21 protein-coding genes are annotated in these 22,715 nt (G+C 42.6%); 6 read left to right on the top strand and 15 right to left on the bottom strand.

Going from position 1 to position 22,715, the window contains the following annotated elements; all coding sequences use genetic code 11:
* Positions 1–176: 176 nt before the first annotated feature.
* Positions 177–992, top strand: coding sequence for a transporter substrate-binding domain-containing protein (locus ACTJKA_RS13610; protein ID WP_412055019.1), 816 nt, complete (start codon positions 177–179; stop codon positions 990–992).
* Between the two features lie 12 nt (positions 993–1,004).
* Positions 1,005–1,682 carry an amino acid ABC transporter permease gene (locus ACTJKA_RS13605; RefSeq protein ID WP_008347854.1) on the top strand — a complete coding sequence of 226 codons (678 nt, stop codon included), beginning with the start codon at positions 1,005–1,007 and terminating at the stop codon, positions 1,680–1,682.
* 31 nt (positions 1,683–1,713) lie between these two features.
* On the opposite strand, the gene ACTJKA_RS13600 is transcribed toward ACTJKA_RS13605, so the two are convergent.
* The 5 genes from ACTJKA_RS13600 to ACTJKA_RS13580 form a co-directional block, all read right to left on the bottom strand.
* Positions 1,714–3,012, bottom strand: coding sequence for an arsenic transporter (locus tag ACTJKA_RS13600; protein ID WP_008342056.1), 1,299 nt, complete (start codon positions 3,010–3,012; stop codon positions 1,714–1,716).
* Positions 3,013–3,139: 127 nt separating this feature from the next.
* Positions 3,140–4,372, bottom strand: coding sequence for a PucR family transcriptional regulator (locus tag ACTJKA_RS13595; protein ID WP_008342058.1), 1,233 nt, complete (start codon positions 4,370–4,372; stop codon positions 3,140–3,142).
* A gap of 125 nt (positions 4,373–4,497) precedes the next feature.
* Positions 4,498–6,045 carry an L-glutamate gamma-semialdehyde dehydrogenase gene (gene pruA / locus ACTJKA_RS13590; RefSeq protein WP_108611504.1) on the bottom strand — a complete coding sequence of 516 codons (1,548 nt, stop codon included), beginning with the start codon at positions 6,043–6,045 and terminating at the stop codon, positions 4,498–4,500.
* A gap of 23 nt (positions 6,046–6,068) precedes the next feature.
* Positions 6,069–6,986: a proline dehydrogenase family protein gene (locus tag ACTJKA_RS13585; RefSeq protein ID WP_007498256.1), complete on the bottom strand. Its 918-nt coding sequence runs from the start codon at positions 6,984–6,986 to the stop codon at positions 6,069–6,071.
* Between the two features lie 161 nt (positions 6,987–7,147).
* A complete protein-coding gene (locus ACTJKA_RS13580) occupies positions 7,148–7,951 on the bottom strand; it encodes a nucleotidyltransferase domain-containing protein (RefSeq protein ID WP_079920380.1) in 804 nt (267 codons plus the stop codon).
* A 60-nt stretch (positions 7,952–8,011) separates the two neighbouring features.
* On the opposite strand from ACTJKA_RS13580, the gene ACTJKA_RS13575 reads away from it, so the two are divergent.
* Positions 8,012–8,326, top strand: a complete 315-nt coding sequence (locus ACTJKA_RS13575) for a hypothetical protein (protein ID WP_008342068.1) — start codon at positions 8,012–8,014, stop codon at positions 8,324–8,326.
* A gap of 70 nt (positions 8,327–8,396) precedes the next feature.
* Here the strand turns inward: ACTJKA_RS13575 and ACTJKA_RS13570 are convergent, their stop codons facing one another.
* Positions 8,397–9,359 (bottom strand): acetylxylan esterase, encoded by a 963-nt coding sequence (locus tag ACTJKA_RS13570; RefSeq protein ID WP_035703150.1) that lies wholly within the window; start codon positions 9,357–9,359, stop codon positions 8,397–8,399.
* Between the two features lie 210 nt (positions 9,360–9,569).
* Here ACTJKA_RS13570 and ACTJKA_RS13565 point away from each other — a divergent pair, with 210 nt between their 5' ends.
* Positions 9,570–10,355: a carbon-nitrogen family hydrolase gene (locus ACTJKA_RS13565; protein WP_057078570.1), complete on the top strand. Its 786-nt coding sequence runs from the start codon at positions 9,570–9,572 to the stop codon at positions 10,353–10,355.
* 198 nt (positions 10,356–10,553) lie between these two features.
* Here ACTJKA_RS13565 and ACTJKA_RS13560 read toward each other — a convergent pair whose 3' ends face one another.
* The gene (locus ACTJKA_RS13560) at positions 10,554–11,459 is read right to left on the bottom strand and encodes a LysR family transcriptional regulator (RefSeq protein ID WP_017366581.1); all 906 of its coding nucleotides are present in this window, start codon (positions 11,457–11,459) and stop codon (positions 10,554–10,556) included.
* A 118-nt stretch (positions 11,460–11,577) separates the two neighbouring features.
* On the opposite strand from ACTJKA_RS13560, the gene ACTJKA_RS13555 reads away from it, so the two are divergent.
* Positions 11,578–12,351 (top strand): class I SAM-dependent methyltransferase, encoded by a 774-nt coding sequence (locus tag ACTJKA_RS13555; protein ID WP_216943121.1) that lies wholly within the window; start codon positions 11,578–11,580, stop codon positions 12,349–12,351.
* A gap of 229 nt (positions 12,352–12,580) precedes the next feature.
* On the opposite strand, the gene ACTJKA_RS13550 is transcribed toward ACTJKA_RS13555, so the two are convergent.
* The 5 genes from ACTJKA_RS13550 to ACTJKA_RS13530 all read right to left on the bottom strand — a co-directional run bounded on the left by ACTJKA_RS13550 (position 12,581) and on the right by ACTJKA_RS13530 (position 17,939).
* Positions 12,581–13,957 (bottom strand): MFS transporter, encoded by a 1,377-nt coding sequence (locus tag ACTJKA_RS13550; RefSeq protein ID WP_024718969.1) that lies wholly within the window; start codon positions 13,955–13,957, stop codon positions 12,581–12,583.
* A gap of 120 nt (positions 13,958–14,077) precedes the next feature.
* Entirely contained in the window at positions 14,078–15,085 is a 1,008-nt protein-coding gene (locus ACTJKA_RS13545) for a LacI family DNA-binding transcriptional regulator (protein ID WP_017358562.1), read from the bottom strand.
* A gap of 77 nt (positions 15,086–15,162) precedes the next feature.
* Positions 15,163–16,110 (bottom strand): dihydrodipicolinate synthase family protein, encoded by a 948-nt coding sequence (locus ACTJKA_RS13540; protein ID WP_345911952.1) that lies wholly within the window; start codon positions 16,108–16,110, stop codon positions 15,163–15,165.
* A gap of 412 nt (positions 16,111–16,522) precedes the next feature.
* Complete coding sequence (locus ACTJKA_RS13535; RefSeq protein ID WP_007498270.1) at positions 16,523–17,080, bottom strand: shikimate kinase; 558 nt, start codon at positions 17,078–17,080, stop codon at positions 16,523–16,525.
* Between the two features lie 85 nt (positions 17,081–17,165).
* Complete coding sequence (locus ACTJKA_RS13530) at positions 17,166–17,939, bottom strand: IclR family transcriptional regulator (RefSeq protein ID WP_017366579.1); 774 nt, start codon at positions 17,937–17,939, stop codon at positions 17,166–17,168.
* 143 nt (positions 17,940–18,082) lie between these two features.
* Between ACTJKA_RS13530 and ACTJKA_RS13525 the strand changes: the two genes are divergently transcribed.
* Positions 18,083–19,444 (top strand): hypothetical protein, encoded by a 1,362-nt coding sequence (locus ACTJKA_RS13525; protein ID WP_025206714.1) that lies wholly within the window; start codon positions 18,083–18,085, stop codon positions 19,442–19,444.
* Positions 19,445–19,685: 241 nt separating this feature from the next.
* On the opposite strand, the gene ACTJKA_RS13520 is transcribed toward ACTJKA_RS13525, so the two are convergent.
* The 3 genes from ACTJKA_RS13520 to ACTJKA_RS13510 all read right to left on the bottom strand — a co-directional run bounded on the left by ACTJKA_RS13520 (position 19,686) and on the right by ACTJKA_RS13510 (position 22,712).
* Complete coding sequence (locus ACTJKA_RS13520) at positions 19,686–20,996, bottom strand: MFS transporter (RefSeq protein ID WP_035703133.1); 1,311 nt, start codon at positions 20,994–20,996, stop codon at positions 19,686–19,688.
* Between the two features lie 45 nt (positions 20,997–21,041).
* Entirely contained in the window at positions 21,042–22,244 is a 1,203-nt protein-coding gene (locus ACTJKA_RS13515; RefSeq protein WP_017358567.1) for a CaiB/BaiF CoA transferase family protein, read from the bottom strand.
* Positions 22,245–22,331: 87 nt separating this feature from the next.
* A complete protein-coding gene (locus ACTJKA_RS13510) occupies positions 22,332–22,712 on the bottom strand; it encodes a cupin domain-containing protein (protein ID WP_008342095.1) in 381 nt (126 codons plus the stop codon).
* Positions 22,713–22,715 lie beyond the last annotated feature (3 nt).

The raw sequence follows: 22,715 nt of genomic DNA, 5'->3' as shown, positions 1-22,715 counted from the left end.
TCACACCGTCAAATTGCACATAATATTCTTACTTTTTCGCTTTTCATCTGAAAACGTTGTCCTAACTGAAAAAGCGTGCTATGTTTTGTTTTGTATAAAAAATAGAGGAGGATTCTTAAATGAGTCGTTTTTATCATAGAAAACCTATATGGGTGCTGCTTGTTGTGTCTGCTCTCATGCTTGTCATGACTGCTTGCAATCAATCAGGTTCATCTCAGTCTGGAGAATCAAAGTGGGATCAGATTCAAAAGAAAGGGAAAATTGTGGTCGCTACTTCAGGCACCTTGTATCCTACGTCTTACCATGATACATCTAACGGCAAGGATCAATTGACTGGCTATGAAGTGGAAGTCGTCAAAGAAGCATTTAAGCGCCTTGACGTAAAAGTAGAATTTAAAGAAATGGGTTATGACGGTATGCTCAGTGCCATTAATTCAGGTCAGGTGGATGCCGCTGCAAACGATATCGACATCACAGATGACAGGAAAGATAAGTTCGCCTTTTCAACACCTTATAAATACTCATATGGAACCGCTATCGTCAGAAAAGATGATCTGTCAGGTATTAAAACGCTAAAGGATTTAAAAGGAAAGAAAGCAGCAGGTGCTGCAACGACCATTTATATGGATGTTGCCCGTAAGTATGGTGCAAAAGAAGTCATCTATGATAATGCCACAAACGAGCAATATTTAAAGGATGTCGCAAACGGCCGTACAGATGTCATTTTAAATGACTACTACTTGCAAACACTGGCGCTTGCTGCATTCCCTAAGCTAAATATTACGATCCATCCAGACTTAAAGTACATGCCGAATGAACAAGGGTTTGTGATGAAAAAAGACAATACAGAGCTTCAAAAAGAATTAAATCGTGTATTAAAAGAGATGAAAAAAGACGGAACCATGAAAAAGATTTCGGAGAAATTCTTTAATCATGCTGACGTCTCAAAGAAAATTGATGTTGATGTCGAAGATGTCGACATTTCTAAATAAGGAGCCGCAGCCGTGGGAGATATTCATTTAGAATATATCTTTAATCCTGCACTGGCAAAAGCGTCATTTCCGTTTGTGATGAAAGGCATCTGGCTGACGCTGCTCATTTCTTTTGTGAGCATGTTTTTTGGTACGATTCTTGGCTTTTTTATTGCCCTTGCTCGAATGGCAAATACATGGTTCCTTCGGCTGCCTGCACGGCTGTATATTTCATTCATGCGTGGGGTTCCCATTCTGGTCATTTTGTTTATCCTTTATTTCGGATTCCCTTACATCGGCATTGAATTTACAGCTGTCACTGCTGCTATTATTGGATTCAGCTTCAATAGTGCTGCATACATTGCCGAAATTAACCGGGCGGCTCTCTCCTCTGTTCCTAGTGGTCAAGTGGAAGCCGCCAAATCACTTGGTCTCAGCTATTGGCAAACGATGCGCGGAGTCATTTTGCCTCAATCCGTGCGCATTGCACTGCCGCCCCTGACCAACGTCATGCTTGATTTAATCAAAGCTTCCTCACTAGCAGCAATGATTACTGTGCCCGAACTCTTCCAGCAAGCAAAAATTGTGGGCGGAAGAGAATTCGATTATATGACCATGTATATATTGGTTGCCTTGATTTACTGGGGCATATGCAGTGTGGTCTCATTGCTCCAAGACTTTTTGGAAAAACGCTATGCAAAATATCTATAACAACAAAAAGCAGATCCATTGGATCTGCTTTTTAATGTATCAACCATAACCACACATACAACCCCAATAACGTGATGATCAGCGTCGGTATGGTTAGAATGATTCCAGCTTTCATGTATGCCCCCCAAGAAATATGCACACCTTTTTTCTTCAAGACATGAAGCCACAGCAATGTCGCCAATGAACCGATTGGGGTCATTTTCGGACCAAGGTTTGAGCCGATGACGTTGGCATAAATCAGTGCATCTCTCATCACACCTGCTGTATCTGTGTGACCGATGGCAATCGCATCAATTAAAACGGTTGGGAGGTTGTTCATGACAGAGGATAACACGGCTGCCAGAACCCCCATAAACATCGTTCCCGCAAGTAAACCGTGTGACGCCCCCTGTTCAATCCATGCCGCTAAAATTTCTGTCAGGCCGACATTTTTCAGCCCATACACCACGACATACATGCCGATAGAGAAAAACACAATCGACCACGGTGCTTCTTTGACGACTCGTTTTGTCGCCACTTGTGGACTCCGTTTCGCCAGCCATAAGAAAGCAATGGCAATGCCTCCTACAATGATTGACACCGGAATGCCTGCCAATTCCCCAGCAAAATATCCAACAAGCAAGCACCCTAACACATACCAAGATAACCGGAACATGCGCAGATCACGAATGGCCGAAGCTGGTTCCTTCGCCTGCGAAACATCGTACGTTTTCGGGATGAGTTTCCGATAAAACACATACAGCACAAGCATACTAGCGCCAAGCGATACAAGGTTTGGGACGAACATGTTTGCTGTATATTCAAGAAAGCCAATATGAAAATAATCGGCTGATACGATATTGACCAAGTTACTAATGACAAATGGCAAAGACGTCGTATCTGCAATAAAGCCGCTTGCCATAACAAATGGCAGGATCATACGCTCATCCAGCTTCAACGCTCTGACCACAGATAAAACGATCGGGGTTAAGATAAGTGCCGCTCCATCGTTGGCAAAAAAAGCGGCTACCACAGCGCCGAGCAATGTTAAATAAATAAACATGCGGACCCCGTTCCCTCTTGCGGCTTTTGCCATATGAAGTGCCGCCCATTCAAAAAAACCAATCTCATCTAAAATCAATGAAATGATGATAATTCCAATAAATGCAAAGGTGGCGTTCCAGACAATTTGGGTAACTTCCCATACATCGCCCAAATGAACGACCCCAAAAGCAAGAGCAAGAATCGCTCCCCCGCACGCTGACCATCCAATGGTTAAACGTCCTGGCTGCCAAATGACAAGGACGAGGGTCATGATGAAAATCAAAATGGCCAAGGTGACTGATCCCAAAGGTGGCCCTCCTTTCACTTTCCTTATAAAATCTTTATCTATCATACAACGAAATAAGGCAATTGTATGCCATTTTATCATCTAGCATGAATCCGCAGGTCAGCCTTTGCACCTGCGGAGTCCACGCCTATTGATCTTTTTTCATCAGCATCAATTCAATAAATAACTCACAACGCTGGCTAAAATGACTTAAATCGATAGACGTCATTTCAAAAATTTGTTTCATTCGATAGTTTAGTGTATTTTGATGAATAAACAACTGCTCTGCAGCTGGCTTTAGCTTGCAATTATTCAATAAGTAGACCTCTAAGGTTTTTAAAAATGATGTTTGGCTGTCACGGTCTTTTTCCTTTAGGCGCAACAAATCTGGATTAAAGTCGTTTTTCTTTTTTTGGTGACTGTAAATCGAGTCTAAGAACCGGAAGACCCCCAAATGCTCGTAATCGTATGGAATCAATTCCTGCCCCCCGACAATCTTCACTGCTTTCACGACTTCTATCGCTTCAAATCGACTTGTGCTCATTTTCATGACATCTCGATATTCTCTTCCCATCCCAATATATAAAGGAGATGGGTGTGTATGCGTTTTCGATTGAAGATGGGCGACGACATCCGCAGCGGTCGCTTTTGGTGAGTGTCGATCTGACAAACTGCCTAATATCACGACGATGTCTGCTTGCACAGAGTAGACGTGATTGACCTTGTCTTCTAGCTGTAAATAGGTTCTAATCATATCCTTCACATCTTCTGCCGTCTCACTTTTATTATCGGCGGCATGAACAACCATCACCGTAAAGACAGCTGGCAGTGGAATGCTTAAATTCTCAGCTTCCCATTTCAGCTCTTCTTCTGTATAAAAATGATCATCCATGACCTTTTTGAAGAACTCTTCAATCTTGCCTTCCTTTTTCTCCAACTGTTTCTTATTTTTATAAATAACTTTTCCAACCTGAAACGATGCCTCGTGTAAAAATTGCAGCTCCTCTTGAGAGAGAGAATCTTCAATGTCCTGCACCCAAATAAAGCCGACAACCTCTTGTTTGTGCTTGGCGCTCACAGCCACTCGTCGATTAAACCCGAGCTCCTCATGACCATTCACATAAAAAGGATTTGAATCTGTATATAGCTGCTCAATGACCCCTGTTTTTTTTAACCAATCCACCACAGCTCCCGGACATTCCTTTGAGAAAATGGTTTGCTGATTGACTGGATCGAACTGCTGGATGCTGTAAGAATTATAAGCAAGCAGCTGACATTCAGTACTTTCTAAAATGACTGGTTTCTTTAAATAACCACTAATAAATGCAATTAATTTATCGACATCAAAAAATGTATGAAGCTTTTCTAATATCTCTTCCATCCCGATTGCTCCCTGAATAAGTGATACATTTATCATACTTCTTTCCAGTCATATTTGTATAGAAACAAGTCGTAGACAGGTAAAAAAAGCATGAACTCGCCTGCACGAGTTCATGCTTTTCCATATTAAAACATTTCGCTGATCGTTTTGGCCTGCATGTGCAGAGCAAGGTAATCTGGACCGCCTGCTTTTGAATCAGTTCCTGACATTTTAAAGCCGCCAAATGGGTGGTAACCCACAATCGCTCCCGTACAGTTACGGTTAAAGTAAAGGTTCCCGACATGGAACTCCTGCTTCGCACGGTTGATGTGATCACGATTATTTGTAATGACCGCACCGGTTAACCCGTATTCTGTGTTGTTGGCTACTTCAAGCGCCTCATCAAAGCTTGAGACTTTTGAGAAAGCTAGGACAGGTCCAAAGATTTCTTCTTGCATTAAACGAGATGTTGGCTCTAGATCTGCAAACACGGTTGGATGAATGAAGTACCCTTCTGAATCATCACTTGTTCCGCCAGTGACTAGACGGCCTTCTTGCTTGCCAATCTCGATATATTCTGTGATCTTGTCAAAGGAAGCTTGATCAATGACAGGTCCCATGTACACATCAGCTGATAACGGATTCGCTGTTGTTTTCGTTTCTGTGATTTCCTTCACTCGCTCAACGACTTGGTCATACAGCTTCTCGTGGACGACAGCACGAGATCCAGCTGAACATTTTTGACCTGAGAATCCGAAGGCTGATGTGAAAATGGCGTTAGCCGCTAATTCAACATCTGCATCCTCATCTACAACGACTGTATCTTTACCGCCCATTTCAGCAATGACACGCTTTAAATGCTGTTGTCCTTGCTGTACTTTTGCCGCACGTTCAAAAATACGTGTGCCCACTTCTCTTGATCCAGTGAATGTAATAAGGCTTGTTTTCGGATGATCTACTAAGTAATCTCCTACTTCTGCTCCGCTACCTGGCACGAAGTTGACAACACCTTTCGGAAGACCTGCTTGCTCCAGTTCTTCTACAAAGCGGGCTGCAATGACAGGCGTCGCACTTGCTGGTTTTAAAACAACTGTATTCCCTGTGACGATTGGTGCAACGGTTGTTCCTGCCATGATCGCAAACAAGAAGTTCCATGGTGGAATGACAAGCGTCACGCCAGTTGGTGTGTACACATATTGATTGCGTTCCCCTTCGCGGCTGTTCACCGGTTTGCCTTTCGCAAGCTCTAGCATTTGACGGGCATAATACTCTAGGAAGTCAATGGCTTCTGCTGTATCTGCATCCGCTTCATTCCAAGGCTTCCCTGCTTCTTTTACGAGAAGGGCTGAATACTCATGCTTTTTACGGCGAATGCTTGCCGCAGCGCGGAATAAGACGCCGGCTCTTTCTTCTGGAGACGTGTAGCGCCATGTTTCAAACGCTTTTGCCGCAGCTTGAATCGCTTGCTCTGCCTCTTCTTTCCCAGCTTTTGATACGGTACCCACGACTTCTTCCTTCTTCGCCGGATTGATCGAGACAATCTTGTCTGTTGTTTCGATTCTTTCTCCATTAATCACAAGCGGATAGGTTTGCCCAAGTGATTCTGTTACTTTGGCTAATGCTTGTTCAAACGCTTGGCGATTTTCTTCCTGGCTAAAATCCGTGAATGGTTCATGCTTGTAAGGTGTTGTCATCTTTGTCACGCTCCCGTTTCAAATTATTTTCTCGTCATCCCTTTTAAAGCAAATGCAATGTTTGCCGGTCGTTCTGCAAGACGTCTCATGTAGTAGCCATACCACTCTCGTCCATACGGGGTGTAGACCCTCATTTGATAGCCTTCCTTTACGAGTGCTTGCTGCGTTTCTGATCTCATGCCATACAGCATTTGAAATTCGAACTGATCTGTCTGTATATTGTGTTTTTTCACAATATGTTTCGTAAATTCGATCATTTGATCGTCATGTGTCGCAATGGCTGTATAGTTCCCTGAGAGTAATTGCTTTTCGATCAGCTTCTTGTAATTCTGATCGACGTCTTTTTTGTTTGGATACGCCACTTCGGCGGATTCCTTATAGGCACCCTTTACAAGTCTTAAAAATGGCTGCAACTCATTTAGGTCATCAAGATCTTGTTCTGTTCTGTACAAATACGCCTGCAAAACCGTACTGACATACTCATATTGAGATTTCATTTCTTTAAAAATGTCCAGCGTTTTTTGACAGCGCTGTTCATCCTCCATATCAATTGTCACCATAATACGGTGTTTCTCTGCCGTATCTAAAATGCTTTTCATATTGCGATACACGAGATCATCGTCAATATCTAAGCCAAGCGATGTCATTTTAAGTGAGACGTGGGAATTGAGTCCCGCCTCTGCAATTCGCTGAATGGTTTGAATACACTCATTCGTCCGCTCATTTGCAATCTCTGCCTTTGTGACAAACTCACCGAGGTGATCGACCGTTACGGCCATACCTTGATCATTTAATCGTTTGATGACAGGGATAGCGCTCTCAAAATCCTTCCCACCGATGATTTTCTTTGATGCAACAGCACTTCCCCAATTACGAGCAATATGGTTCAAGAGACTGCTCTTTGACAAAAACAAGAAGAAATTTCTTGTGACCGACTCCATAAAGGGCACCTCCCACTCTTTGTAAGCTATGTCTTTATTGTAAGGCTCATGAGCTGTCCGCTACAATATTTGAAGATGACAAAAATTCTGACTTTTTTTGTGGTTTTATCACAATAAGAGATAAAAAAGAGCCTGCCGCTAACCGGCTGGCTCTTTCATGCTTACGCCCACACCTCATCAAGGGTAGACTGCAAAAGCTCATTTAATTCTTGCATCAGATTGTCTTTCGGCTGATTGTAGCTTTTCACCAATTCATCAAAACGCACCAGCTCTTGATCAATAAATGGATGGACATGAGCGAGACGGTTCTCTACATCCATTTCTTCTCCGTCCATTTTACGTTTGAGCAGTTCGTGAATTTCTGCTAACAGCGGGCCTTCCTCCACTAGCTCCTTGAGTAATTCATGAAAGTCCATTGGTGGAACTGTTCGGTAACGTTCAATCCACTGGCAGGCAAGCAGCGGACGAAGCACATAGAAATACTTCTTGATTCGCACCTGCTCCCCTCGTAAATGCCGGCTTTCATTCCGCTTCGCCATATTGAGGTAATGATACATCAAAGCCGCAGGGTAAAACGCTCGATCCTTTAATTCTCTTAGCTGCTTTGCCAAAGAGAAAGATTCAGCATAAATGATGTCAGAAGACAGCCATTCCATAATGGATGGATTCGATTTATTGAATAAACGCAACGCCTTTCGCAGCTCCCAGCCGCTTATATCAAGCATGTCATCAATTGGCCGTTCAATGACATCACGATGCTCCTCCATCGCCCAGTACCATTCCTTCCGGGGAACGTATAAAAAGCGAACATCATAATCACTGTCAGTTGAAGGAAATCCCCATGCCCTGCTGCCCGATTCAACGGCGAGACAAATCTTGATGTCATACGTTTCTTCGATGATTTTCAGCTCTTCCTTAATTCTTTCTCTCAAGTGTCCATCAACTCTTTCTATAGAATTCTGCATGACTTCTTCACCTTTTGGGAAAATACGAATAAGACATATATGAAAAAGGAGTTGGATCTGATGTCTATATCTCGCATTATGAAATGGATCACTGGGATTTTTGAAGCTTGCCTTGCTATCCCTGTGATCGGAGGTCTATTCGTTATCAGCAATGGCTATTCACCGCTCATGGTCATGCTTATTCTGCATATTATCACACTCGTCTTATCGAAGCGAGACCAGGGACCAATGATCGGAAGTATCATTGGAATTGTCACATCCTGCCTTGCATGGATTCCGATTCTCGGATTCATCCTTCACATCATCACAGCCCTTGCCCTGATCGTTACAGCATTAGTACCTGATGAAAAAACAAGACAGAACACCAGTTATTAAGCTGAACGCTCCAATAGCTGAAAAAGACAAAGAGCTAAAATGAATGTCATTTTAGCTCTTTGTCATGCTCTTATGTTGATAGAAGCAAATGCTTTTGTAAAAAGGACAGCTTCTCTGTTTGAAAAGCAGGAATAAACTCGTGCCCAAAATATCGGTACACTTTCAGCTCTTTATCTGTTTCTAAATGATTGTATGCCGCAAACACGGTGGATGGCGGTGTCACTTGATCAATCAGACCGATCGCCATCAATGTTGGCTGTTTCACCCAGCCGGCTAAATTGATTAAATCAAAGTAACTTAATGTCTCAAATCCCTTTTCTTCAGCTTCAGGATCACTGTTTCTGCGAAAGTATGAATTGATTTCTAAATAAGGCTGCTCCAAGGCAACATCAACTGCACGCTCAAAATTTGATAAGTAAGGATAGTCTGCCACAACGACTTTTGGAATATCTGAAAGGGCTGCGGCCGCAATCGCTAACGCACCCCCCTGACTTCCACCGATCACGCCGATACGGTGTTCATCTACTTCGGGGAAAGACTGAATGACTTCGAGTGCACGAACAGCATCTAGATAAACACCTCGATAATAGTACGTATCCTTCGATAAAATGCCTTTTGTCATCCACCCTAATGCATGCCCGCCTGGCGTCACTGATGTGTCTTCACTGCCACCTTGACCACGGACAAGCATTCCAAACGTCGCATAGCCATGCAGCGCCCAGTTGACGATGTCGTGAATGCCGCCGTCATAGCTGGCATTATAGCCATGAAAACGAACGAGCGCTGGATGCGGACCAGTTTGATCAGGCACAGCATAAAAGCCTTCAATTTTAGAATGTCCAAAGCTTTGATACGTCAGGCGGTACACCTTGACGCCTTTCACTGGATAGTCATAAGATTCAAGTGTTGGCTCTGCCTCCACTTGGTGCAGTTCTTCGAGCGATTTCTTCCAAAAGTCTGAGAAATCAGGACGTGCTGTTTTCTTTGGTTTATATTTTTTTAGCTCTTCTAGTGATAAATCGAACAATTGCATATCATACTATTCCCCTTTGTTTTATTAGTTATGAGTATCATACCACTCATTTCTTGATTGAGAAAGTCATTTAACAAAACCTTCTGACATTTCTATTGGCAAAGATAGCGGAAAGCTTTATGATAAAGAAACTGGCTTGAAGACTAGATGTTTCAGGCAATATCACCCGAACCATTCATTGCATGAAACGAATAAAGGAGGAAGACCGACATGAACATCGCCCTGATTCAAATGGACGTACAAATAGGAGAACCTGATGTAAACTTTCAGAAAGCAGAAGCGTTTTTAGAAGAGGCCATCCGCCAACAGCCTGATTTGATTATTCTACCTGAAATGTGGAATACCGGCTATGCGCTGGAACAAGCGGATGAGCTTGCCGATGCAGATGGCGAGCGAACAAAACAACTCTTCTCTTCCTTTGCCCGCAAGCACCAAGTGTATCTCATCGCAGGCAGTGTTTTAAATAAGAGGACAGAAGATGAAAACATCACCAATACAATGTATGTCTTTAACCGCCAAGGTGAGCTTTTGTTAGATTATGATAAAATTCATTTATTCCGCTTAATGGATGAACACAACTATTTAACCGCCGGTCATCAGCTTGGTTTATTTAACTATGATGAAGATGTCAAGATTGGCACCATGATCTGCTATGACCTCCGCTTCCCTCAGCTTTCTAGGACGCTCGTGAACAAAGGGGCGAAGGTGCTTGTTAATACCGCTCAATGGCCGTCAGCAAGAGTGAACCATTGGCGCAGTCTGCTCATCGCAAGAGCCATTGAGAATCAGTCATTTGTGATTGCGGTGAACCGGACAGGCACAAGCAGAGACACTGAATTCCCTGGTCACTCCATGGTGATTGACCCGCTCGGACGCATTCTACTTGAGACAAATGATGAAGAAGACATTTATTATGCAAACATTGATCTTCAGCTCGTAGATGAAGTGAGACAACAAATCCCCGTCATGACAGATCAGCGGCTGGATTTATATTAGAAAGCAGGGGACTCCCCTGCTTTCAGCGTGTAGACAAACCCTCGCATTCGGTGTCAGTCCTGCGTGCCGGTGCTCACGAATGTCAAATTCGCTCCGCGTCGGTACTCGTCCTTCCTAAACTGCAAAGGTTTTCTATCACGCTGAAAAAAGGTAAAAGCAGGGGACTCCCCTGCTTTTTGCGTTTAATTAAACGTTTGTTTAAGCTTTTCCTTGATTCTGTTGAAGGTCCATGAAGGCTTGAGCGGCTTTCGTTAAATATCTTTCTTCCACATATGCAAACACAAGTGTGCGGGTTGGGCATGAATCAATGTGTAAATAAGTGACTGCTTTCCTTTCCTCTTGTGCCACCATTTTCGGCACCACTGTCACCCCTAGCTCATTTTCAACCAATGCCTGAGCTGTTTGAATATGACTTGTTTCAAATGCAATCCTAGGCCGAAAGCCATGATGACGGCACAGTTCCGTGACCACTTGCCGAAAGCCATATCCCTCTTTCAGCATAATAAATGGGGCATCTTCCAGAAGATGAAACGGGACAGACCCTTCTTGATCCGCTTGATTGATGATTTCATTGAGTTCATCCGTCAACCACGGTTGAGCCGTTTGCGGAATGGCGAGGAGAAGCGGCTCTGTCAGCATTTGTTTTGTTTTCAATGATTCATGCTCGACAGGCAGAGAAAGAATCGCAAGATCCAGTTTCCCAGCGAGTAAACGTCTTTCTAGCTCACGAGGCGATTCTTCTATCAAATGAACGTGAACGTGCGGATACGTTTGACAATAGGTTTTTAATAAACTTGGCAGGACATATCCCCCTGTGACAGCTGGCGCACCGATCTTCAGTTCTTTCCCTACCTCATAAGCAGCTTCCCCCATCTCACGTAACAAATCATCTCGTTCCTTCAAAATGGTCTCTGCTCTTTTGATCAATCGGTTTCCTTGAGGTGTAGGAGTGACTTGTCCATACTTCCGAATAAACAGAGGAGTATCTAATTCCTCCTCAAGTTTTTTAATTTGCTGACTTAATGAGGGCTGTGCAATGTGAAGTTTTTCCGCTGCTTTTGTAAAGCTTTGCTGCCGGTACACTTCCATGACATATTCCATCATTCGTATATCCACTTCTCTCACCTCATAGGTTTTAACTATTCATATCATATCTTTTATGTCTTAGACAAATCACGGGAAGAACCCTACGATAAAGAAACAACAAAAAGGGGGTAAAGGAATGAATCCATATTCAAAAGCCGAGAAACAATTCTCACAAAATGCAGAGAACTACCGAGATTCACTCATCTTTGCAGCTGGAAAAGAACTTGAATGGATGAAAACGGCGGCGAAGGCAAAGGGCGATGAGCATCTACTTGATATCGGCTGCGCGGCAGGTCATACCGTGTTTTCCTTTTCAGACGTCATCTCTAAAGGAATCGGGATTGATGTCACACCCAAAATGATCGAGGTTGCTACAGCACTTGCGGAAGAGCGACAGCTGAACCACATTACGTTTGAGCAGGCATCCGCAGACGCATTGCCCTTTTCTGATGCATCATTTGATCTCGTCACATGCCGATTTGCTGCTCATCACTTCCCACATCTCCCGGCAGCCATGTCTGAAATCAGCCGAGTCTTAAAGAAAGGCGGCAAATTTCTACTTGTCGATCATTATGCACCTGAAAACCAAGCACAGGATGACTTTATTAATCATTTAAATAGACTGAGAGATCCTTCCCATGTGCGAGAAAGCTCGTTATCAGAATGGAAAGAGCTTTTCGCTGACAACCATCTGACGAAAGAAGATATCCGTTACTGGGATCTGCATATTGATTATCAGGACTGGATCATACGAGGACGTACACCAGAGAATGTTCAAAAGGAAATCGTTGCCCACCTTCATGCTGCAGACGATGAAACGAAACAGCTGTTTCAACTGCAATTCGACGAACATCGTCAGCCAATATCCTTTTGCCTAAAAGCCGCACTGCTTCAAGGGATCAAACATTAAACTGATCGAAAAAGTCTACCCTAGCTGGTAGACTTTTATATTTTGATTCTACATTTCCACTATCTGATAGATATTACTTTTCATGTTCGTGACAAGGAGTGCTGATAATGTTTCTATTATAAGATAATTGAACTGAGGTAGGTTAGGCTTTTTCAAAAGTGTACGTAAATCCTCTGAATAAAAAAAGAACCTACCCTCTTTAGAATAAGTTCTTCACTGCATGCATCACTTACGGTGCAATATCTTCTAATACTTTCTCTCGCGTTTCGATCATTTTAAAAGCAAGAATTGCTCCCACTACAGTCACACTTGCAAAAAGAATAAAAATAGTTGAAACACCGCTCACCTCTAAAATAAAACCTATCATAATAGGAGCGATCGCTGAGGCCAGCCTAAGCCACGCTGTAGCAAATGCCGTACCAATTACCCTCATACGGGTTGGATAGATTTCAGGTGTATATAAATAGAGAAGAACTGTAATGGTCCCCATCATTCCGTAGGCAGCGGACCCTAAATAAATAACGCTTTCTGGAGAATTTGCTCCGCTGATCCATAAAGCCGTTAATAAAGCACCTGTTACGATAAATGCAATGGTTGCCCAGCGCTTCCGTCCTACTTTATCGATTAAAAATGCACAAGCGAATACCCCTATGGTCTGTAAAATATTTGTGAGAGAGGCTGCCCTTAATGAATCTCCAACTGGCAAATTGTAAACCGTATTATAAAGACTCGGTAACCAGTTATTTAATCCATTCGATACAAAGTAGGCAGAAAACCATAGTCCCCATACGATCAATGTTCTTTTACGATAAAAAGTAGAAAAGAGCTCTTTCCAGTCGCCTTTTTCAGTGCTGCTGGACACTTGCTTTGCAACAGGCATTCGTTTGTCCGTACTAGCTTCAATCTCTTCAATGATTCTTTCGGCTTCATCTAACCTGCCTTTTGAAATAAGCCATCTTGGAGATTCACGCAACATGAAAAAGAAGACAAAGACGATTAAACCGCCAATTCCACCAATCAAGAACATCCATTTCCACCCAAAGCTAGGTACAACAAATGCACCAATTTGAGCTGAGATCATTAATCCTAATGGAAAAATCATCTCATAGAGCATAAAAAATCTCCCTCTACCTTGGGCCCGGGACAACTCATTAATATATGAGGCCGCTACTGGCACTTCTCCTCCTACTCCAATCCCCTGTATAAAACGAAAAATAAAAAGGGCCATAAAGTTACCTGAAAATACACATGCGATACTCATAATAGACATGAGAAACACAGTCCACTTTGCACTAAATACACGGCCACGTCTTTCTGCTAACCATCCAAAGAAAATAGCACCAATCGCTTGTCCGATATAACCAGACCCAATAAGAAGACCAATTTGAGCAGGTGATAAATTCCACATGCCGATGAGAACTGGGAGAACAAACGCTAAAGATAGTGCATCAAAAGCATCAAAAAAGGTAGCAGATCCCATAATGATACGAGGTTTTAAATGCCATCTCGAAAAAGGTACACTTTCCATCCTAGTCAATAGTTGTGAAGCTCTATCAACAACTTGCTCATCATGAGAATTTGAATTTCCGCTGAGTTCTAACGTCATGATATCTCCTCCTTAATAGAGGAAATGATGCAAAAGTACATGCTGATGAGCACAAAAGAAATCGCTTACATTTTAAATGAAGAGACATTCTAAAGCGATCATATGAGTTTTCAGCATCTATCATTTCTTTTTTGGCGTTCCCGTGGTGCCACGATCTACATAGTACATCGGGAAGATATGTTCCATCTTCTCTAACTGTTCTCCTTCTACTAACTGCGTTAGTAAAGAAACCGCTTTTCTTCCCATTCCAACTAAATCAACATGAACAGAAGATAAAGAAGGGGTTAGAAAACTTGCAATGGGCACATCATCAGCACCAACGACAGACAAATCATGAGGTATTGACACATTTGCGATATCTGCCGCTTTCATGACCCCTATCGCCAAAAAATCTGAAGAGCAAACAACTCCAGTCATGTGCTGGTTTCCTTGGAGAAATTGAGAAACCACTTCTACTACTTTTCCCCCATCAAATTCATCTAACTCAAACACAAGCTCTTTGTTCATTGTTAATCCTAAACTTTTCAGTGTACGCTCATACCCCTTGTAATACCTCACACTATGCATCGAACTCATTGGACCATTGACCAGTCCAATGGTTCGATGACCTTTATCAAATAAGGCCGTGACAGATTGGCACACACCTTCTTCATCATCAGGCCTGACACATGGAAATGGAGAATCCTCTAAGTAACTTCCGACAACGATAATGGGAATAGCTAAACTTTTTAACCAATCCATGCTCAATTCTTCATTTCTTGGAGAAAATAAAATGGCACCATCTACAGCCTGCGTTTCAAGTAATCGCTGCTGCTGTACAGATGTAAATGACATCAACATATTGAATTCAGTCTCATCTAATTCCTTCGCTATCCCATCTAATATCGTCGAAAAAAATGGATTATTCAAAATATATGAACCACGAGGAACCACGACAGCAATATTGCCAGTCTTTCTTTTAACGAGCCCTCTAGCTCCTAAATTAGGACGATAGCCTAATTCATCAATCACTTGTTTAATTCTTTCAGCCGTTTGAGCACCTACTCCTGGTTTGCCACTTAATACTCGGGAAACAGAGGCGATAGATACTCCAGCTTTCAATGCGACATCTTTAATACTTACTGACACATTTCATACCTCCGGGAGTCTGTTGTTTTATACTCTATTATAACCTGACTCACCTTCATCATGAAATCAATGGTCTGTTATTTACTAACGTTTTCCTTAAGTAAACCAACACTTTGAAGGCCCTGACGAATCTCTTCTTTTTCCTTTTGAGTTAAAGGTAATACTGGCTTCCTCGCAAGCGAACTGCTGATCAAACCTCGCTGGAACATCGCTTCCTTCATTCGCAGATGAGAGGTAGAGGAAGGTTCATCCATTTTATACACAGCATGCTTTAATTCAAAGATTCTATCGTACACTTTATTAGCCGCTACAAGGTCTTGTTCTTCCACACATTTCACAAGCTCAGCAATCAAATCTGGTACAAAACAGCCGAAACCTACAAGCGCCCCATCAATTCCTTGAACTAATGTTGGCAATAAATATTCATCATGACATGTGAGCAACGATACATCTGGTGCATGCTTTTTCAGTGCGCGCACATCGACTTCATATTGCGCCATGTCTCTTTGACCGATTTTAAATGAGACAACGTTTGGAATCTCCGACATTTCTAATAATTGACTGGTTGTATAAGAGGTTTTTGTCCATGTTGGATACTGATGGACGATGATTGAAATGTCAATTGCTTCTGCAACATCTTGAAAGAATTGGACAGGTGACTCAGACTGCATACCGAATCTCAGCCATGAATGTGGCGGCATAAGAAGAATACCTTCTCCACCAGCTTCCTCCACTGCTTTTGCATGCTGGATCGCTTCAATTGTCCCTTCAGCAGAAACCCCAGAAATGACAGGAATTTCTCCCTTTAATTCGTCGGCTGCAATACGCACAGCTTCAGCTCGTTCATGTGGCAGCAAAGTCATAATCTCGCCAGTATGTCCATTGACAACGATCCCATTAATCCCTTCGTGCCCCGCCACCCAGCGAACAAGCTTACGAAAAGCAGGTTCATCAATTGAATAGTCATCTTTAAAAGGAATTAAGACTGCCGGGAATACACCGCTCCATTTTTCTTTATTTTTCATCAACAAATTCCTCCCCATCCGTTATAGTAAACGTTTACGGTAAGCGTTTACGTTAATGATCATAGAATGATATAACCGAAGGTGTCAACCAGATTTTTAAAAATTATAATAATTCAAAAAACTATTATTGGAATTTAGATACTATTTTATTTTTTCAAAAAAAGAAAATGAGAGATATATGTCGTTTCCCACATCAATCAAATAACCTCATCATCTTGACCTAGTTGTAGTCTGATCACCACTTTTTTCAAACGGCTAGACACACCACATAAAGGATGCATACATTTTGATATAATGACGAAGAAAAAAACATCTTTTCTTCTTTTTTTTCATCCATCATCCAACTTAGACTGTGATTTCTTTGACTACTCCTGATCTAATAGAAAAAGTCTACCCCTTAGGATAGACTTTTTTATTTCGAATATAGATCCCAGCCAAGCTTGAGTGTGTCGACAATATAATTGGCGACTTCTTCAGCTTCTAGATGATCTGTTTCCACTCTTGAGTTATGAAGGGAATAAATTTCCCGGCGCTCTTCAAACAGCTCTTTCATCTCGTCAAGCGTGCGGTTATGAAGAACAGGACGGTTTTCAATTAAAATATCCAGCCGCTGCTTCCAATTCTCCCAAGATAGGTCAAGGAAAAGAACCGTACAATGCTTTAAGCAAGATCGTTTGATTTCTTCCTGTTTAAACGCACCGCCTCCAAGAGACACGATCTTTAGCTGAGTATGTTCACATAAATCGACGATATAGTCCTTTTCAGCCTGCCTGAAGAACGCTTCTCCTTTTTGCTGAAACATTTCTGGAATCGTCATGTTGTACTTTTTCTCAATCTCCTGATCAACATCAATAAAATCTCTATATAACTTTTTGGCAACCAGCTGCCCAATGGTTGTTTTCCCAACGCCCATAAAGCCAATGAGGACAATATTTCGCTGTCTCACAGGAATCTCTCTATTGTTTTTCATGTTCGTGACACGTCCTCCTTACGACAAGGAATGCTACATAATGTTTCTATTATATGATAAATGGGCTGAGAAAAGATAGGCATTCTTAAAAATTGTGTTTGACGACGTAACCGAGCTGTTCGGAGAGCTTCTCGGCATGCTCTTTCACTTTTTGCTGCAGCTGAGGGATGACATCTTCAGTAAATCGTTGGGTCGGTCCAGATATGGATAAACATGCCTGCACCTCCCCATGAATGTTAAAGATCGGTGCCGCCACTGCCGCCGATCCGACTTCCCGTTCATCAATACTGCAAGCGGTATGCGTTTCAAGAATATGCCGACATTCTTTTTGCCATTCCTCCATCGTCATGTGATCAGCCTCAGATGCAAAAACTTGCTGTTGAAACTCTTCGCTTTGGAAAGCAAGCAGCACCTTTCCACCAGCACCAGCGTATAACGGCAGCTTCTCACCGATTTTCACAAGATGCCGAATCGATTGCAGCCCTTCGGCTTGTTCAATACATACCCTGCTTTTGTGATCGAGCACATACAGGTTGACGGTTTCCTTTGTTTCATCACGAAGTGTGTACATGAGCGGTTTTGCCAGTTCCCTCAATTTGATGGACTTCCCAGCAATATAACCGAGAAGATAAAGTCTTTGACCGAGCCGGTACTTCATTGTCTCTTGGTTCTTTTCCACAAAATGATTCATTTCAAGTGCCTTGAGCAGTCTTGTTGTGGTAGACATTGCTAAGTTCATCTCTTTTGAAATGTCCGTTAGCGTCAGCTCTTGACGTTCTTCGCTAAAGCAAGAAAGAATATCCAAAGCGCGCTGAACGGTACGCAATCCTGATTCTTCTTTTGACTTCTTATCAGCCATGTTCACTTTCTCCTTTTCCTCTTTGATTTCTTATCGACATGATTGACCAATTTTGCTATAATCCATTTTAAATGTTCCATTAAAAGAAAACAAATTCCACTGTACGGAATAAAACCGATAGATGTTTTGATGGAGGAGATATCATGATCTACCTACTACTTTTCACACTTCTTATTAGCTTATACATCGTTCATCAACTATTCCCTGCTCCCATTCTCTCCTATTTGGTTGGTCTGCTGGCGGCTGCTTCGCTCACCATTTCCTTTAAGAAGGCAAGTGGGCTTTATTTGAAAACGGGTGCTATGTTTCTCTTGATTGGATTGGTGTTATTTTTTTGGTCAGAACAGCCTTTGCATACGCTTTTTCTTCATTTTCATTCCATGCTAGGCTTGCTTTCTTTATTTTTCATGTTGCCATTTATTCATTCTCTCATACATGTTGGGCATTTCGATACTCAATTAAATAAACTGCTTACCCTACATACAACGAGTACAAATCAGCTTTATCGCAAGAGTTCATTTGTCACTCATGTTCTTGGCATGTTTTTAAATATCGCAACGATTCCCTTATTATATACATCCTTGAAACCATCGCTGAACGCCCTTCAGGAACAAGTCAAACAGCACCTTTATACGCGCAATCTTTTAAGGTCATATGCGCTATGTCTTAGCTGGAGTCCTGTCGAAGTACTGGTGAGTGTCACCATTGATGCAACCAAATTGAAATATTATCAGATTGCACCCGTTACGTTTTGTTTAATGGTGCTTGTACTGTTGACGGATTGGTTGCTGTTTTCTCGTCAAAGCAAACGATTGCCGCATATCATCCAGCCGGCGGAAGCTCACTCCAACCCTCATCGCATCAAGAGAAAAACCCTTCAGCTTGCTTTCATGCTGCTCAGTTTTATGACAGTCGTTTCGCTTGTTGACGCCTGGATTGGGAAAGGTTATCTGTTCGCTGTTGTGCTGACGATTATTCCTTTCGCTCTATTATTCTCGTCTATCATCAAAAAACGAAAACAATATGTAGCCGTCTCTATTCCCCATTGGAAAGAACGAACCCGTCAGCTCTCGAATTATATGTGTCTATTTTTAAGCGCGGGCTTCTTTGTCGATATGCTGCTTGTCACAAACAGCCTGCAACCGATTCAAGCATTTATCGTCAGTATATCAGATCATGCCATTTGGGTTTATGGGGTCATCGGGCTGTATTTTCTCATCACCGCTCTTTGCGGATTTCACCCGCTTGTTTCGCTTGCTCTATTAGTGAGCTTGATGGCACCTGTCATTCATGAATTGCCTGCACTTCCCATCGCCATCATGCTCATTATCGCTGGAACCTCAACGGTCATGTTTAGCCCATATAATGTATCTGTCTCCCTATTAGCCGATTTAATGAAGGTCAACCCTTACCGAATCACTCGATGGAATATCTGGTTTGCTGGTTTTTATATCAGCATGGGTATCGCATGTGCAACGATCATCACCGTCATCTTTTATTCATAGAAAAAGAGAACCCAATGAGTTCTCTTTTAAGATTGTTGACAAAGGGCTAAAATGAACTTGATTTTAGCCCTTTGTCTTCTTTTCAGCGTGATAGAAAACCTTTGCAGCCTAGGAAGGACGAGTACCGGCGCGGAGCGAATTTGACATTCGTGAGCACCGGCACGCAGGACTGACACCGAATGCGAGGGTTTGTCTACACGCTGAAAGAGAACCCAATGAGTTCTCTTTTTCTTACTCTCTATTATTTTAATTGAATCCGTTCAATCTTACCTACAATAAAGATATACGACAACGCTCCCCCTAATGCCACTAGGCTGACGAATAAAATACCGCCGTTGTAAGAGCCTGTCGCCGATACAATGAATCCGATGATCAGCGGGGTGATGATACCGGATAAGTTAGCAAAAAAGTTGAATACGCCGCCAGCCAGACCGACCATTTCTCTTGGTGCTACCTCAGACAGCATGGTCCAGGAGATATTAGACAGTCCTTGTGCAAAGGAAGCGATGGATAAAATGGTCAGCACAAGCGGAATATTCGTTGTAAAATTCGCTAAAACAATGGTACTTGTCAGAAGCAAGCCGACCACAACCGGTAGCTTTCTCGCTATATTGACCGATACACCCTTTTTAAGCAGCCAGTCAGACACATATCCTCCAAACAGTACCCCAAAGAATGCAGCAATGTATGGCAGAGATGCCGCAAAACCCACTTTGAGAAAGGCCATATTTTTCGCCTCTGCTAAATAGGTCGGAAACCATGTTAAAAAGAAAAAGAGGGTAGACGCGACAGAAAATTGACCAATATAGAGTCCAATCAATTTACGATATTTCAAAAGTGCGGCAAAGTCTGCCCATTTCAGTTTCTCCTGTGATGCCACTGTCAGCCCTTCGCCTTGACGGATCAATTCTAACTCATCTTCATTGATCTTCGGATGCTCTTTCGGTTCGTGATAATACTTGTACCAAAAGAAAGCAAATATAATACCGAGCGCACCAGCAGTGATAAAGACGGTTCTCCAATCGAAAGTTGTCATGATCCAAAAAAGAAGAGGTGTCGCAAATGCAAGCCCCACATACTCTCCAGCGGTATAAACCCCTGTTGCAAATGCGCGTTCCCGCCTTGGAAACCAAGTGGTCACAATGCGGTTATTCGCAGGAAATGCGGGAGATTCTGTAATTCCGATAAACAAACGGCAGCCAAATAAGAAGGCAAAGCTGTTCGCAAACGCCTGTAAACCGGTGAAAATAGACCAAGTAATGAGTGATATTCCATACGTTACCTTTGATCCAAACTTATCAAGAATAAAGCCGCCAGGGATCTGCATGGCTGTATAGGTCCAGCTAAATGCTGAAAAGATGAGGCCTAATAAGGCAGGGTTTAATTGCAATGAAGACTGAATCGCAGGTGCAACAATGGATACACTGGCTCGATCAATATAATTAATAGCGGTAATAAAAAACAACAGAATCAAGATGCCGAAACGAGCTTTTGTTGGTTTCGCATAAGCAGGCCGCAAGTCGTTCCCCTTCAGTTCTGAATGCACTTTCATAACCATCCTCCTTTGTTTCCGCAGCGTGCGGATCGGTTGAGTGTCTTAAATGACCCCTTTTTCTTCTAACTGTTTACACTCTTCTTCTGTGAAGCCAAGCATTTTCGTTAAAATTTCATAATTATGTTCACCTAAATCAGGCGCAATATGGCGAATACGGCCGGGGGTTTTTTCAAACTTCGGAATGATCCCAGGCACCTTCACTTTTCCAAGACGCGGATGATGCACCTCGACAATATTTTCTCGTGCTTTAAATTGCGGATGCTCAAAGATATCCCGAATGCTTAGAATCGGACTCACAGGCACACCATGTGTATCTAGAATGTCTAGGACGTCATCTCTTGTTTTGGACGCAATCCACTGCGAGACGATCGCATCCATTTCATCGTTATGCTTCAGCCTGGCTGCATTCACAGAGAATTTCTCGTTCTCAAGTAAATCTAAGCGATTCATCGCCTCTGCCAATCGATTAAAGGTCGAATCAGTACTCGTCACAAGAACCAAATAATGCCCGTCCTTTGTCTCGTAGGTGCCAGCAGGGCTTGAATGACCGCTTAACCCTGGTGAACGCTCACGCACCTTCCCTAGCTTGTCATATTCAGCAACCAAAAATTCTAACATGCGGAACACAGATTCATAGAGAGCCAAATCCACCATTTGCCCAGTTCCTTCTGAATGTGTGTCACGGTAATACATCGCTGTCACAGTGGCAAACGCCACATAAATTCCTGCGATATAATCCGTAAGGGAAAAGGAAGGGCTGACTGGATGCCGATCTGGAAACCCTTGAATATATGTAAAGCCGCTAAACGCCGTCGCAGGTGTACCAAATCCCGCCTTGTCCTTAAACGGACCGGTTTGCCCATAACCCGAAACACGAATCATAATTAAACGAGGGTTGATTTCTTTTAATACATCGTACCCAACGTCCCATTTTTCTAGTGTTCCTGGACGAAAATTTTCAATGATCACATCAACCTGCGCTGCAAGCTTTTTAAAAATGTCTTTTGCTTCTTCTTTGTGCAAATCGAGTGTAAGAGATTTCTTATTCCTTGAAAGCCCAGACCATCTCAAAGGTTCACCATCTGCAAAAGGACCAACATGCCGCAGTGTATCCCCTTTTCCAGGAATCTCGACTTTAATGACCTCTGCACCAAAATCCCCTAGAAGCACCGCGCCGTATGGTGCAGCAATCATCGTAGAAACATCTAATATTTTGATTCCTTCAAGCGGTGTATTCTTATTCATTGCTTGACTCCCTTTCATTCAATTGATAAAGGGCTAAAATGCTTTCTATTTTAGCCCCTTTGCTTCTTTCTCTCGTGCAAGGTTTTTTTAGTCCTTCGGAAGCTGCCCTTGCGGTGTATAGAGCCAAATCAGCCATAAAGGTTCGTCCCCTGTGTTCACATGCTGATGTGAGACACCATCTGGAATAAACATAAAGTCATTTTGTTTAAATGATTGTCTTTCTCCATCGCAAATGACTTCGCCAGACCCTTTAATCACATAATCAAATTCCTCTGAACCCGGGTGATTGTGTACCGAGCTTGCTTCGCCCGGCTCAAAAATAGTGAGACCTGCCATCATATGCTCTGACCCTACGGTATCTGGTGTGATCGTTTGAAACACTTTCCGAATCATTTTCTCTTCTGGATGATCTAAACCTAACCATAATGGATGACCGTCTTGAAATGGATTTAATACTTTAATTTTCATTGT

The sequence above is a fragment of the Bacillus sp. 22190 genome (assembly GCF_052045575.1).
Lineage (GTDB): Bacteria > Bacillota > Bacilli > Bacillales > Bacillaceae > Bacillus > Bacillus altitudinis.
The sequence above is the reverse complement of the archived record's forward strand: the minus strand, read 5'-3'. Positions and strand labels throughout refer to the sequence as shown.

Bases quoted from the DNA above. Each gene is read 5' to 3' on its own strand.
- ACTJKA_RS13610 (WP_412055019.1), top strand. From the start codon at position 177: ATGCTTGTCATGACTGCTTGCAATCAATCAGGTTCATCTCAGTCTGGA.
- ACTJKA_RS13595 (WP_008342058.1), bottom strand. From the start codon at position 4,372: ATGGAAGAGATATTAGAAAAGCTTCATACATTTTTTGATGTCGATAAA.
- pruA (WP_108611504.1), bottom strand. From the start codon at position 6,045: ATGACAACACCTTACAAGCATGAACCATTCACGGATTTTAGCCAGGAA.
- ACTJKA_RS13585 (WP_007498256.1), bottom strand. From the start codon at position 6,986: ATGGAGTCGGTCACAAGAAATTTCTTCTTGTTTTTGTCAAAGAGCAGT.
- ACTJKA_RS13580 (WP_079920380.1), bottom strand. From the start codon at position 7,951: ATGCAGAATTCTATAGAAAGAGTTGATGGACACTTGAGAGAAAGAATT.
- ACTJKA_RS13575 (WP_008342068.1), top strand. From the start codon at position 8,012: ATGTCTATATCTCGCATTATGAAATGGATCACTGGGATTTTTGAAGCT.
- ACTJKA_RS13570 (WP_035703150.1), bottom strand. From the start codon at position 9,359: ATGCAATTGTTCGATTTATCACTAGAAGAGCTAAAAAAATATAAACCA.
- ACTJKA_RS13565 (WP_057078570.1), top strand. From the start codon at position 9,570: ATGAACATCGCCCTGATTCAAATGGACGTACAAATAGGAGAACCTGAT.
- ACTJKA_RS13560 (WP_017366581.1), bottom strand. From the start codon at position 11,459: ATGATGGAATATGTCATGGAAGTGTACCGGCAGCAAAGCTTTACAAAA.
- ACTJKA_RS13555 (WP_216943121.1), top strand. From the start codon at position 11,578: ATGAATCCATATTCAAAAGCCGAGAAACAATTCTCACAAAATGCAGAG.
- ACTJKA_RS13550 (WP_024718969.1), bottom strand. From the start codon at position 13,957: ATGACGTTAGAACTCAGCGGAAATTCAAATTCTCATGATGAGCAAGTT.
- ACTJKA_RS13540 (WP_345911952.1), bottom strand. From the start codon at position 16,110: ATGAAAAATAAAGAAAAATGGAGCGGTGTATTCCCGGCAGTCTTAATT.
- ACTJKA_RS13535 (WP_007498270.1), bottom strand. From the start codon at position 17,080: ATGAAAAACAATAGAGAGATTCCTGTGAGACAGCGAAATATTGTCCTC.
- ACTJKA_RS13530 (WP_017366579.1), bottom strand. From the start codon at position 17,939: ATGGCTGATAAGAAGTCAAAAGAAGAATCAGGATTGCGTACCGTTCAG.
- ACTJKA_RS13525 (WP_025206714.1), top strand. From the start codon at position 18,083: ATGATCTACCTACTACTTTTCACACTTCTTATTAGCTTATACATCGTT.
- ACTJKA_RS13520 (WP_035703133.1), bottom strand. From the start codon at position 20,996: ATGAAAGTGCATTCAGAACTGAAGGGGAACGACTTGCGGCCTGCTTAT.
- ACTJKA_RS13515 (WP_017358567.1), bottom strand. From the start codon at position 22,244: ATGAATAAGAATACACCGCTTGAAGGAATCAAAATATTAGATGTTTCT.
- ACTJKA_RS13510 (WP_008342095.1), bottom strand. From the start codon at position 22,712: ATGAAAATTAAAGTATTAAATCCATTTCAAGACGGTCATCCATTATGG.